The sequence below is a fragment of the Rhodoferax sp. genome (assembly GCF_028688795.1).
Classification (GTDB): Bacteria; Pseudomonadota; Gammaproteobacteria; order Burkholderiales; family Burkholderiaceae_C; genus Rhodoferax.
In genome coordinates this window covers 14,396-27,383 of the sequence record NZ_JAQTXM010000029.1, presented here as the reverse complement: position 1 = coordinate 27,383, position 12,988 = coordinate 14,396, and the positions used below count along the sequence as shown (strand labels likewise).

The following is a 12,988-nucleotide window of genomic DNA, read 5'->3' as shown; positions in this document are numbered from 1 at the left end:
AACCCAACCATGACCAGCAGCGGCATTTTCATCAGCTTTGAAGGCATCGACGGTGCCGGCAAGTCCACGCACATCGACGGCCTGGCGCAAGCCTTCAGGGCACAGGGCAGGGTGGTAACACTAACCCGTGAGCCTGGCGGCACCCCGCTGGCCGAAAAACTGCGCGCCCTCGTGCTCAACGACCCGATGGACGCCATGACAGAAGCGCTGCTGGTGTTCGCAGCGCGGCGTGACCACCTGCAACAAGTGATTGAGCCCGCTTTGGGCCGGGGTGACGTGGTGCTGTGCGACCGTTTCACCGACGCCACCTTCGCCTACCAGGGTGGCGGGCGCGGCTTTGATCTGAAAACGCTATCTTTTCTAGAGCTGCTTGTGCAGACTGTTAAAGCTCTAGATGGTGATTTTATTCGTCAACCAGAACTCACGGTGTGGTTCGATTTGGCCCCCGAGATTGCCGCGGAACGATTGGTCGGCGCCCGCATACCCGATAAGTTTGAAGCACAGCCCGTCACGTTTTTTGCCCGCGTTCGCGCTGGCTACCAAGCCCGATTTCAGGCCCAGCCGCAACGTTTCGCCCGCATTGCAGCAGACCAAAGCCGTGACGCCGTGTGGCTGGATGTGCTGGCAGCGGTCAAGCAAAAAGGCTGGCTGGCATGAGCACACCACTCGGCCCCAGCACCATTGCGCCCTGGATAGCAGCACAAACCCAAACTTTGTTGGCGCAGCGCGGCCACGCCTGGCTACTGGCCGGGCCATCTGGCTTGGGGCAACACGAGTTGGCATCGGCGCTGGTAAGGGCCTGGCTGTGCGAGCGGGCCACGCCGCAGGGTGCGTGCGGCACCTGTGGCAGTTGCCATGCCATCGACGTGCATACCCACGCTGACTTGTGTGTGCTGATGCCAGAAACAGTGATGCTGGCCCTGAACTGGCCGCTGGGTGAAAAAGCGCAAGATGAAATTGACAGCAAAAAGCGCAAACCCAGCAAAGAAATTCGCGTAGATGCCATGCGTGATGCGGTTGAATTTGCACAACGCACCAGCGCACGCGGTCGCGGCAAGGCAGTGCTGGTGTTTCCGGCAGAGCGCATGAATATTTACACAGCCAATGCCTTGCTCAAAACCCTGGAAGAGCCCGCCGGCGATGTGAAATTTGTATTGGCCACTGAGGCTGCCCATCAATTGTTGCCCACCATTCGCAGCCGGTGCCTTGGCCACACCATGGTTTGGCCTGATCAACCCAGTGCCATGGCATGGTTGCAAGGGCAGGGCGTGTCCGACAAGCAAGCCCGCGTGATGCTGCGCGCAGCCGGCGGTCGACCACAAGACGCCCTTCAATATGCCGCGATCAGTGAGTTGTGGCCGCGCCTGCCACGCGCCGTGCAAAGCGGCGATGTAAGCATTTTCAAAGACTGGACACCAGCCCAAACGGTGGATGCGTTGCACAAGCTGTGTCATGACTTGCTGGCACAACGCAGCGGCGCCTCACCCCGTTTTTTTGAGGCCGTTGATTTGCCCAAAACTGGCACTTGGCAGAGTTTGACGACTTGGGGGCGGGCCCTGTCAAATGCCATGAAAACGGTAGAACATCCATTTAATACCGGTTTGATGCAAGAAGCTTTGGTCAGCCAGGCGCAATTCGCTCTAAACTCAAAAACATGATCGACTTGACCCATAGCCAAAATGACGCAGTTTCTGTGAAACCACAAGCGGCTCTGCCACGTCCCAGCGTTATCCAGCTGGCTGTGAAAGAAAAATCAGCACTTTATGCGGCTTACATTCCAATTTTCGCGACCGGTGGCTTGTTCATTCCTACCGTTCGCGACTACCAGCTTGGTGACCCAGTTTATGTGCTGATTTCGCTGCCTGACGACCCGCAACGTTACCCGGTGGCAGGCAAAGTCGCCTGGGTAACACCACCCAAAGCGGTCAGCAACCGCACCCAAGGCGTGGGGGTGATGTTTCCCAATGACGAAAAAGCCCATGCGCTCAAGCTCAAAATTGAAGAGATGCTGGTGGGTCAGCTGGCGTCAGACCGTTCCACACAAACCATTTAAACCTGTCAGCAACCCAGTCTGGTTGCACAGCGTCATGTATGTTCACAGATTCTCATTGCCACCTAAATTTCCCGGAACTGCTTGCCGAGCTGCCAGCCATCCGCCAAGCCATGGCAGCCGCCAAAGTTGACCGAGCCTTGTGCATTAGCACCACACTTGAGGAGTTCGGTGGTGTGCATCAACTTGCACTTGAATACGACAATTTTTGGGCCACAGTCGGCGTGCACCCGGACAACGAAGGCGTGCAAGAGCCCACCCTCAATGACCTGCTAACGCTTGGTGTGCTGCCACGGGTGGTGGGGATAGGTGAGACCGGATTGGATTACTACCGACTCAACGGCCGCAGCGTGGCTGACATGCATTGGCAGCGCGAGCGCTTTCGCACCCATATCCGCGCGGCCCGGCAACTGGCAAAACCGCTGGTCATTCACACCCGTCAGGCCTCTGAGGACACCTTGGCGATCCTGCGGGAGGAGGGCGAAGACGGCTCAACTGGCTCGGCCGGCGGTGTGTTTCACTGCTTCACCGAAGACGCCGCGGTAGCCCGTCAAGCACTTGACTTGGGGTTTTACATCTCGTTTTCAGGCATTTTGACCTTCAAGACGGCGCAGAATTTGCGCGACGTGGCGGCATTGGTGCCGCTTGATCGCTTGCTGATTGAAACCGACAGCCCTTACCTGGCGCCTATGCCTTATCGCGGTAAAACCAATAACCCGTCGTACGTGCCATTTGTGGCTACCCAGTTGGCGCAGATCAAGCAGTTACCCCTAGAAGCGATTGCAGAAGCGACCAGTCGTAACTTTGATGCGCTCTTTTCAGGCGTGCTGTCATCATGAAATCAAGCTTAATAAACCTCATTAATCACTTTAAAAAAGTGATATATCTTCTTGTTTTAACTTGCTTTTCAGTCTCTCATGCGGGCTCGTATGATGATTTTTTTTCCGCCATCGAGCGCGATGACGCGGCGAAAGTCAGCGAGCTTTTGTTGCGTGGGTTCGACCCCAATACAGTCGATGCTGCAGGCACAGCTGGCCTGTTGCTGGCCGTCAAATCGGGGGCGTTGAATGTGGCGCTTGTCTTGGCCAAGTCGCCGAAGACCAAGGTTGAGGTGAGAAATGCGGCAGATGAAAGTCCCTTGATGCTAGCCGCGCTCAAAGGTGAAACCGCACTTTGCCAGCTATTGATCCGACAAGGAGCTGACGTCAACAAACCCGGCTGGGCACCTTTGCATTACGCGGCCACCAACGGACATCTGGAAGCGATGAACCTGCTGCTGGAAGAAAACGCGTACATCGACGCCGCATCACCCAACGGCACCACGCCGCTGATGATGGCCGCACTTTACGGCACCGAGTCCGCAGTCAAGCTGTTGCTTGAAGCTGGCGCAGACCCTTTACTCAAGAATTCGCAGGGATTAAGTGCTTTGGACTTTGCCAACCGCGGCAATCGCACCGATTCAGCCAACATCATTTCTGCTTTTGTACGTGGCCTTCAGCCTAAAGGGACCTGGTAATGAGTAACAACACACTTTATACGATGTATATTATGTTAAGTGCCAACAACACAAGCCCCACGCGAGTAAGTTAACAAACGCCCTCGGTACGCAGTCTGCTGCGCACTTTCCAGTCGATCCAGCCGTTCTTCGACCAAACTGAATCCATGGCTGGCCATGCGCCGGCTAAAGGCCGGACGGTTGCCCCGATGTGGGTCCACGATCCAGATCTGTGACACCGGCATCGCGTGCGCATCAATGAACGCAGCCAACACACCAGCGTCATCGCGCTCGTACAACACATCACTGCCCATGATCAGGTCAAACTGGCCGCTGACCTTCAGGGCCAGCGAACTCGTCGGCACGGCCAAAGCATCGTCTTCAGGCTGGCCCCATTGGCCAGTTCGGTACCGCATGTCAGACAAATCGTTCAAGCGCAGGTTTTCCTTCAGAAAAATCCCTGCCAACGGATGGCAGTCACTTGCGGTCACGTCTGCACCGCGACGATGCCCCACCAAACTGGCCAGCGCCAAACCACAACCGATCTCCAGAACACGTTCGCCGCTGCGCACCGGGTGTCGGGCCATACGTGCGGCCAACTCGGCGCCCGATGGCCACAGCAACCCAAACAAGGGCCAGGTCGCAGACGAAATACCCAGTCGCGCGCCCTCCCCGGCAGGATCAAAAAACTGCTGGCGGTCAAGTAATGAACGAATGATGAGGTTGGGCACACCCGCTACGGCGATGCTCTCTTGCTTGGTCAGATAGCCGGGCATCGGGGGTGCGCCAGGCGCGTGAGTCAGCGTCTGGCAGTAGGAAAAAGAACGCGCAGTATAGGCTTCTGGCTAATCTGCCTGTTACCAATTGCCGTCTCTGGCTGCTGTCCCTTAAGAAGTGGTCTGCCAGATCACCAACTGCCCAGAAGACTCCCAGCGTTCATAAGACGCCGAGTAAAGGTCTTCAATGCGGTTGCGCTTAACCTTGAAAGTGGGCGTGACAATGTCGTTTTCTACCGACCAAGTGGTCGTCGTTACCACAAGACACTTGAGCTGTTCGTGTGGGTCGAGGACTTGGTTGATCGACTTTAAGTGACGTGCCAGAGAGGTTTCAAGTTCTACCCGTGCGCCCGGGTTTGCCGCGCGGGCCAAAGCCTCGGCATTCAGCATCACAATGCCCAGTGGTTGGCCCAGGTTGGCCCCGGTGACTACGCAAGCTTCAATCGCGTCGTGCATCACCAGTTTGTCTTCAATGGGGGCCGGTGCCACGTACTTGCCCTTGCTGGTTTTAAACAGGTCTTTAACGCGGCCGGTGATGTGCAGGTTGCCCTGCGTGTCAATTTGACCTTTGTCCCCGGTACGCAACCAGCCGTCAGGCGTGAACGCATCACGGGTTAAGTCGGGCGCTTTGTAATAGCCCAACATCAGCGCCGGGCTGCGCATTTGGATCTCGCCGGTCGTGGCGTCGATCCGAACATCGACACCCGGGTAAGCTGGGCCAACCGTGCCCTCCTGGTTCTGGCCAGCCAGCGTGAGGTTGGACACGGCCAAATTCTCTGTCAGGCCATAACCTTCATTGATGGGCAAACCCAGCTTTCGGTACCAGGCCAGCAATGGCACAGGCATGGGGGCCGCGCCACCAGCAGCAAAACGGCACTGGTCCAACCCCAGCGCCTTTTTAACCTTGCGCCGTACCAGCGCGCCAATGATGGGGATAGACAACAACCGGTCAAGCTTGGCTGGCGGCAACTTGTGGTGTACCCCATGCTGAAACTTGACCCACAGCCGGGGCACCGAGAAGAAAATCGTTGGGCGTGCGCGCTGCAGGTCGCTTGTAAAGGTATCCAACGACTCGGCAAAAAAAACATGTATGCCAGTGGCCAGCCAACCGTGTTCTACCAACACGCGCTCCACCACATGGGCCAAAGGCAAATACGACAACATTCGGTCATCCTGACTCATGCCCACACTGGCCGCGCCCGTGCCAATTGCCCAAGCCAGTGTGCCAAAGCTGTGCATCACGCCTTTGGGCACGCCAGTGGTGCCCGAGGTGTAAATCAAGGTGGCCAGCTCATCTGCGTTCCGAATCGGCTCACCCTGCAGCGGTGCGCTTCGGGCCACAATGGCGTTCCAGCCTTCAAACCGCTTGAGGGCATCTGCCGGCGACAGCGGGTAGCTGATGCAAGGCATGTCGGGGGGCACGCCAGCTTTCATACTGGTCCAGTCGTCAAGCTTGCCAACAAAACAGGCGCGCGCTTCGCTGTGCGTCAAAATTTGCCTCACGGTGTCATGCGCCAGCGTAGGGTACAGAGGCACAGACACATAACCCGCCATCCAGATGGCCAGGTCACTCATCATCCACCAGGCGCAGTTTTTGGAAAGAATGGCCACTTTTGCGCCCGGCTCCCAACCCTGCGCTTTGAGGTGGGTGGCCATGCGGCGCACCTGGTCGCCCACTTGGGCCCAGGTGAAGTTTTGCAGCACGCCGCCGCCCATTGGTTGGGTCAGCGCGATTTGATTGGGCGCGGTCTTTTCCCAGTAATAAAGGCGTTGTAGCGCCAGATGGCCAGATGAAATGGTGTCCATGACATTTGTCTCCATTGGTTTTTTCAGATCTCTTGCATGACCAAAATTCGGCGCCATCCAGTGCTCAAAAGCCGGGCAATTTGTGTGCCCTACCCACTTGCTATGTTCAGCATGGGCAGTTTCGTTCTTAATGACAATTCGCAATTGTTGCGGTGATACGCGCCGGGAAAGTTTATACGCCTGCTTAATGCCTCATGCACACCGCTTACATAACGAATTGCCCCCGTTGTTTGGCAACAGGTCACAGCATGGATATCGGTGCAATCAGCGCCTACACCCACGATAATTCAGCACTAAGGCGCTTGCCGCAATAATAAAAAAGCCCGGGTTAACCGGGCTTTTTTCTTGGGGATGACCCGCGTTACTTGCGCGCCGGCGGCAAATCCGTGCAACTACCATGTGCCACTTCAGCCGCCATGCCGATGCTTTCGCCCAGCGTGGGGTGCGGGTGAATGGTTTTGCCAATGTCGATGGCGTCCGCGCCCATCTCAATCGCCAGCGCCACCTCTCCGATCATGTCACCCGCGTGGGTGCCGACCATGCCGCCGCCGAGGATCTTGCCGTGGCCATGAGCCTCAGGTGAATCGTCAAACAGCAGTTTGGTGACACCCTCGTCGCGGCCATTGGCAATGGCGCGGCCTGATGCGTTCCAAGGGAACAACCCCTTCTTGACCTTGATACCTTGCGCCTTGGCCTGGTCTTCGGTGAGGCCAACCCAGGCCACTTCAGGGTCGGTGTAGGCGACACTTGGGATCACGCGGGCGTTGAACGCGGCTGCCGCCAACTCCTTGTTGCCTTGCAGTTCACCGGCAATCACTTCGGCGGCCACATGCGCTTCATGCACTGCCTTATGTGCCAGCATAGGCTGGCCCACGATGTCGCCAATAGCAAAGATGTGCGGTACGTTGGTACGCATCTGGATGTCGACGTTGATGAATCCTCGGTCGGTCACGGTCACACCGGCCTTGTCGGCGGCGATTTTCTTGCCATTAGGTGTGCGGCCAACCGCTTGCAGCACCAGGTCGTACACCTGTGGTGCGGGCGCCGTGCCACCCTCCTCTGCTGCGGCAAACGTCACCTCAATGCCTTCTGGCAATGCGCGGGCACCCACCGTTTTGGTCTTGAGCATGATGTTGTCAAAACGAGGCGCGTTCATTTTTTGCCAGATTTTGACCAGGTCGCGGTCAGCACCTTGCATTAGTCCGTCCATCATTTCGACCACGTCCAGGCGGGCGCCCAGCGTGCTGTAAACCGTGCCCATTTCCAGGCCGATGATGCCGCCGCCCAAAATCAGCATGCGCTTGGGCACTTCTTTCAAAGCCAGGGCACCGGTGCTGTCTACCACGCGCGGGTCGTCCGGCATGAACGGCAAGCGCACAGCTTGTGAGCCCGCAGCGATGATGGCTTTTTTGAACGCAATGGTTTGCGTCTTGCCAGTCTTCTCTTGGCTACTGCCGCTGGTCTCTTCGACCGTCACATGGTTGGCACCAACGAAGGCACCGTAGCCGCGCACGATGGTCACTTTGCGCATCTTGGCCATCGCAGCCAGCCCGCCGGTAAGCTTGGTAATAACTTTGTCCTTGTGTCCGCGCAAGGTGTCAATGTTGACCACGGGCTTGCCAAAGTCCACACCGAGGGCTGCCAGGTGGCTAACCTCGTCAATCACCGCCGCCACATGTAACAGCGCCTTACTGGGGATACAACCCACATTCAGGCAGACGCCGCCTAATTGGGCATAACGCTCGACCAAAATCACTTTCAGACCCAGGTCGGCGGCGCGAAAAGCAGCCGAATAACCACCGGGCCCGGCGCCAAGCACCAGCAAGTCGCACTCCAGATCGGAGGTGCCGGAATAATTGGCAGCCGTTGAACTTGGAGATGCTACGTTTTGAATAGCTGCTTGCGCATTAACTACGGTTGCTACAGGCTGATTTTCTATAGAAGAATCACCCGCTGCTTCAAGTACCAGCAGCAAGGAGCCTTCAGAGACTTTGTCGCCCAAGGCCACTTTGAGTTCCTTGACCACGCCAGCGTGGCTGCAAGGGATTTCCATGGAGGCCTTGTCAGACTCCACAGTGATCAGGCTTTGCTCAGCCTTTACGGTGTCGCCGGGTTTCACCAGCAGTTCGATCACGGTGACCTCGGCGAAGTCGCCAATGTCGGGGACTTTGATGTCGATAAGTGCCATGTTGTTATTCCTTATCGGTTCGGGTTAGAGCAAGACCCGGCGGAAATCGCCCAGGATCTGGCCCAGGTAGACGTTGAAGCGAGCCGCAGCAGCGCCGTCAATCACGCGGTGGTCCCAGGTCAAACTAAGCGGCAACATCAGGCGCGGCTGGAAGGCCTTGCCGTCCCAAACGGGCTGGATGGTCGATTTGCACACGCCCAAAATGGCCACCTCAGGTGCGTTGATGATGGGCGTGAAATAGCGCCCGCCAATTCCGCCCAGGCTGGAGATCGTGAACGATGCACCAGACATTTCTGCCGGGCTCAATTTGCCATCACGGGCCTTTTTGGCCAGTTCGCTCATTTCCTGCGAAATCTGGTAGATGCCTTTTTTATCGCAATCTTTGATCACAGGCACCATCAAGCCATTGGGTGTGTCGGCGGCAAAACCGATGTGGAAATACTGCTTGTAGATGATGGCATCACCGTCAAGCGAGCTGTTGAAGTCAGGGAATTTTTTCAGAGCAGACACACATGCCTTGATCAAGAACGCCAGCATGGTGACTTTCACGCCCGACTTCTCGTTCTCCTTATTGGTCGAGACTCGGAAGGCTTCCAGATCGGTGATGTCGCAGTCGTCGTGGTTGGTGACGGCCGGAATCATGATGGCATTGCGCAACAGGTTGGCACCACTGATCTTTTTGATGCGGCTCATCTCCTTACGCTCAATCGGGCCGAACTTGGTGAAGTCAACCTTTGGCCACGGAATCAGGCCCAGGCCTGCGCCGTCGTTGCTTGATGTGGCTGGCACAGCTTTGGCGCTTGCCTGAGCAGCTACCGTTTGAACAGCACCACTCATCACCGAGCGCGTGAAGGCTTGCACGTCGTGGTCGGTGATGCGGCCTTTCAAGCCGCTGCCTTTGACCTCGTTCAAGGGCACGCCCAACTCGCGGGCGAACTTGCGCACGGACGGACTGGCGTGAGGCAAGCCAAGCGTGGTCGCACCGGGGTTGTGCGCTGGCGCGACCACGGTGGCCGCTGCTGCTACAACTGAAGCTGCAGAATTAATAGCTGTTGACGCTTGTTCTACCTGGGCTACAGTCATATTTGATGCAGATGCTGGCGCAGCAGCAGGTGCCGAAGGTGCCACGGCGGAAGCCACAGCAACGCCTTCCAGAATCGCCAGCAAATCGCCAATGTTGACCTTGTCACCGAGCTTGACCTTGAGTTCTTTGATGACGCCAGCAACGCTGGAGGGGATTTCCATCGAAGCTTTGTCACTTTCGACTGTGATCAGGCTTTGCTCCAGCTTGATGGTGTCGCCTGCCTTGACCATGACCTCAATGACAGTCACGTCCTTGAAGTCACCAATGTCTGGCACGCGCACTTCCACCGGTCCAGTTGCTACTGAAGTTGCAGCTGCTTGCGTTGGTTCTACAAGGGCTACGGGCTGATTTGATGTGGAAGCCGCTGGCGCAACTGAAGCGGCTACAGAAACCGTAGCTGCTTGCGCTTGTTCCACGGGAGCTACAGCCTGATTTGATGCAGAAGACTCGCCAGCAACTTCAAGCAGCAGCACCAAAGAGCCTTCGCTGACCTTGTCGCCCAATTTCACCTTGAGCTCCTTCACCACGCCAGCGTGGCTGGAAGGGATTTCCATGGAGGCCTTGTCGGATTCAACGGTGAGCAGGCTTTGCTCGGCCGTGACCGTGTCGCCGGGCTTGACCAGCAGTTCGATCACCGCGACTTCGTCGAAGTCGCCGATGTCGGGTACTTTGATTTCAATAATTGCCATGTTGTGTCTCGCTTTTTAAGTAGTCATGGGTGGGAGCGACCTTGACGCGTCGACCTCACATCGCATTCGCGACATGAGTCTTCGCTGAAAGGTAAATCCCGAATTCCGCTTAGGCGTAAAGAGGATTCACTTTGTCGGTGTTGATGCCGTATTTGGCAATCGCCTCACTCACCTTGCTCACCGGCACTTTGCCGTCTTCGCTCAGGGCCTTCAATGCGGCAATCACAATGAAATGGCGGTTGATCTCAAAGTGCTCACGCAGCTTGCTGCGGAAGTCGCTGCGCCCAAAGCCGTCGGTGCCCAGCACTTTATAGGTGCGACCCTTAGGGATAAACGAGCGGATTTGCTCGGCATACGACTTGATGTAGTCAGTAGATGCCACTACCGGGCCATCGTGGTTTTCAAGCTGTTGCGCCACAAATGACACTTTGGGTGTCTCGGTGGGGTGCAGCAGGTTGTCACGCTCGCAGGCCTGGCCATCACGCGCCAGCTCGTTGAAGCTAGGGCAGCTCCACACATCGGCGGTCACACCCCAGTCCTCAAGCAGCAGTTTTTGCGCTACAAAGCTTTCGCGCAGGATGGTGCCAGAGCCCAGCAACTGCACGCGCAGACCCGTTGACGCATCCGTGCCCGGTTTGCACAAATACATACCTTTGATGATTTGCTCTTCGGTGCCCGGGGTCAGGCCTGGCATGGCGTAGTTTTCGTTCAGCAGGGTCAGGTAATAGAAGACGTTGTCTTGTTTCTCGACCATGCGTTTGAGGCCGTGGTGCAGGATCACGCCCACTTCATGCGCAAAGGTGGGGTCGTAGCTGATGCAGTTGGGAATGGTGCCCGCCAAGATGTGGCTGTGGCCGTCTTCGTGTTGCAGGCCTTCGCCGTTGAGCGTGGTGCGCCCGGAAGTGCCACCCAGCAGGAAGCCGCGTGCTTGCATGTCGCCAGCGGCCCAGGCCAGGTCCCCAATGCGCTGAAAGCCAAACATCGAGTAGTACACATAAAACGGCACCATGATGCGGTTGCTGGTGCTGTAGCTGGTGGCCGCTGCAATCCAGCTGGACATGCCGCCGGCTTCGTTAATGCCTTCCTGCAGGATTTGGCCCTTTTTGTCTTCCTTGTAATACATCACCTGGTCTTTGTCGACCGGGGTGTATTGCTGGCCAGCGGGGTTGTAAATACCGATCTGGCGGAACAAGCCTTCCATGCCAAACGTGCGGGCTTCATCCACCAAAATCGGCACAACACGTGGGCCCAAGGCCTGGTCACGCAGCAACTGTGTCAAAAAGCGCACATAGGCCTGGGTGGTGGAAATCTCCCGCCCCTCAGGGGTGGGCTCCATCACGCTCTTGAAGTTCTCCAGCGCGGGCACGGTGAAATGCTCGTCAGCCTTGGCGCGCCGATGTGGCAGGTAGCCACCGAGCGCTTTGCGGCGCTCGTGCAGGTACTTCATCTCAGGGGTGTCATCCGCTGGTTTGTAAAACGGAATGTCGGCAATCTGGCTATCAGGCACAGGGATGTTGAAGCGGTCACGGAAGGCCTTGATGTCGTCGTCCGTGAGCTTCTTGGTTTGGTGCACGTTGTTTTTGCCCTCGCCACTTTTGCCCATGCCAAAACCTTTGACGGTCTTGATCAGCAGCACGGTCGGCTGGCCCTTGTGGTGCACCGCCTTGTGGTAAGCCGCATAGACCTTTTGCGGGTCGTGGCCGCCACGGCGCAGGTTCCAGATGTCGTCATCGCTCATCTTGGCGACCATTTCCAGCGTTTTTGGGTCGCGGCCAAAGAAGTTCTTGCGCACAAAGGCGCCGTCATTGGCTTTAAAGGCCTGGTAGTCGCCATCGAGCGTGTCCATCATGACCTTGCGCAACGCGCCGTCTTTGTCACGTGCCAGCAGGGGGTCCCAGTTGGCGCCCCAAAGCAGTTTGATCACGTTCCAGCCCGCACCGCGGAAGGTGCCTTCAAGCTCTTGCACAATCTTGCCGTTGCCACGCACGGGGCCGTCCAGGCGCTGGAGGTTACAGTTGATGACAAAAATCAAGTTGTCCAGGCCTTCGCGAGCGGCCAAGCCAATCGCGCCCAGGGACTCCACCTCGTCCATCTCGCCGTCACCACAAAACACCCAGACCTTGCGGTTTTCGGTGTTGGCAATGCCCCGGGCGTGCAGGTATTTCAAAAAACGCGCCTGGTAAATTGCCATCAACGGGCCCAAGCCCATTGACACGGTGGGGAACTGCCAGAATTCGGGCATCAATTTGGGATGCGGGTAGCTGGACAAGCCCTTGCCACCAGTTTCCTGGCGGAAATTGAGCAACTGCTCTTCGGTCAAGCGGCCTTCCATGTAAGCACGGGCATAGACGCCGGGAGACACGTGACCTTGTATATAGAGGCAGTCGCCGCCATGGTTTTCGCTCTCGGCATGCCAAAAATGGTTAAAGCCAGCGCCAAACATGTGCGCCAATGAGGCAAACGAGCCAATGTGGCCACCCAAATCGCCCCCGTCTTCCGGGTGATGGCGGTTAGCCTTGACCACCATGGCCATGGCGTTCCAGCGCATGTAAGCGCGCAGGCGCTCTTCAATTTCGATGTTGCCGGGGCAACGCTCTTCTTGATCAACCTCAATGGTGTTCACATAACCGGTGTTGGCTGAGAACGGCATGTCGATGCTGCTTTGGCGGGCATGTTCCAGCAATTGCTCTAGCAAAAAGTGAGCACGTTCGGGGCCTTCGGCCTCGATCACGGCGCTTAAAGCGTCCATCCATTCACGGGTTTCCTGGGTGTCCAGGTCGGGTGCGCCGGGCGCAGATGTGCCTGAATGGCTTTCGGGAATCGCTGACATGCCTGTCTCCTGTTGTTGTAAAGCGGGTCAATATTAGATGAATTAGCCTATTTGTTGGCTGAAATATTTT

10 protein-coding genes are annotated in these 12,988 nt (G+C 57.0%); 5 read left to right on the top strand and 5 right to left on the bottom strand.

The window, feature by feature from the left end; translation table 11 throughout:
* The first annotated feature begins 9 nt into the window (after positions 1 to 9).
* The 5 genes from tmk to PHQ58_RS18310 are packed head-to-tail and all read left to right on the top strand — an operon-like array spanning position 10 to position 3,566.
* Positions 10 to 657 carry a dTMP kinase gene (gene tmk / locus PHQ58_RS18330; RefSeq protein WP_300113841.1) on the top strand — a complete coding sequence of 216 codons (648 nt, stop codon included), beginning with the start codon at positions 10 to 12 and terminating at the stop codon, positions 655 to 657.
* Complete coding sequence (locus tag PHQ58_RS18325) at positions 654 to 1,658, top strand: DNA polymerase III subunit delta' (RefSeq protein ID WP_300113838.1); 1,005 nt, start codon at positions 654 to 656, stop codon at positions 1,656 to 1,658. The genes tmk and PHQ58_RS18325 overlap by 4 nt, the downstream gene beginning before the upstream one ends.
* Positions 1,655 to 2,053: a PilZ domain-containing protein gene (locus PHQ58_RS18320; protein ID WP_300113836.1), complete on the top strand. Its 399-nt coding sequence runs from the start codon at positions 1,655 to 1,657 to the stop codon at positions 2,051 to 2,053. Before PHQ58_RS18325 ends, PHQ58_RS18320 begins: the two co-directional genes overlap by 4 nt.
* A gap of 38 nt (positions 2,054 to 2,091) precedes the next feature.
* Positions 2,092 to 2,889 (top strand): TatD family hydrolase, encoded by a 798-nt coding sequence (locus PHQ58_RS18315; RefSeq protein ID WP_300113833.1) that lies wholly within the window; start codon positions 2,092 to 2,094, stop codon positions 2,887 to 2,889.
* Positions 2,886 to 3,566: an ankyrin repeat domain-containing protein gene (locus tag PHQ58_RS18310; protein WP_300113830.1), complete on the top strand. Its 681-nt coding sequence runs from the start codon at positions 2,886 to 2,888 to the stop codon at positions 3,564 to 3,566. The genes PHQ58_RS18315 and PHQ58_RS18310 overlap by 4 nt, the downstream gene beginning before the upstream one ends.
* A 35-nt stretch (positions 3,567 to 3,601) precedes the next feature.
* Here the strand turns inward: PHQ58_RS18310 and PHQ58_RS18305 are convergent, their stop codons facing one another.
* From PHQ58_RS18305 to aceE, 5 genes are all read right to left on the bottom strand, one after another.
* The gene (locus PHQ58_RS18305) at positions 3,602 to 4,321 is read right to left on the bottom strand and encodes an SAM-dependent methyltransferase (RefSeq protein ID WP_300113827.1); all 720 of its coding nucleotides are present in this window, start codon (positions 4,319 to 4,321) and stop codon (positions 3,602 to 3,604) included.
* A gap of 111 nt (positions 4,322 to 4,432) precedes the next feature.
* Entirely contained in the window at positions 4,433 to 6,127 is a 1,695-nt protein-coding gene (locus PHQ58_RS18300) for an AMP-binding protein (protein ID WP_300113825.1), read from the bottom strand.
* A gap of 361 nt (positions 6,128 to 6,488) precedes the next feature.
* The gene (gene lpdA, locus PHQ58_RS18295; protein WP_300113822.1) at positions 6,489 to 8,315 is read right to left on the bottom strand and encodes a dihydrolipoyl dehydrogenase; all 1,827 of its coding nucleotides are present in this window, start codon (positions 8,313 to 8,315) and stop codon (positions 6,489 to 6,491) included.
* 24 nt (positions 8,316 to 8,339) lie between these two features.
* Entirely contained in the window at positions 8,340 to 10,088 is a 1,749-nt protein-coding gene (gene aceF / locus PHQ58_RS18290) for a dihydrolipoyllysine-residue acetyltransferase (RefSeq protein WP_300113819.1), read from the bottom strand.
* Positions 10,089 to 10,197: 109 nt separating this feature from the next.
* Positions 10,198 to 12,918 (bottom strand): pyruvate dehydrogenase (acetyl-transferring), homodimeric type, encoded by a 2,721-nt coding sequence (gene aceE / locus PHQ58_RS18285; RefSeq protein WP_300113816.1) that lies wholly within the window; start codon positions 12,916 to 12,918, stop codon positions 10,198 to 10,200.
* Between the last annotated feature and the right edge of the window lie 70 nt (positions 12,919 to 12,988).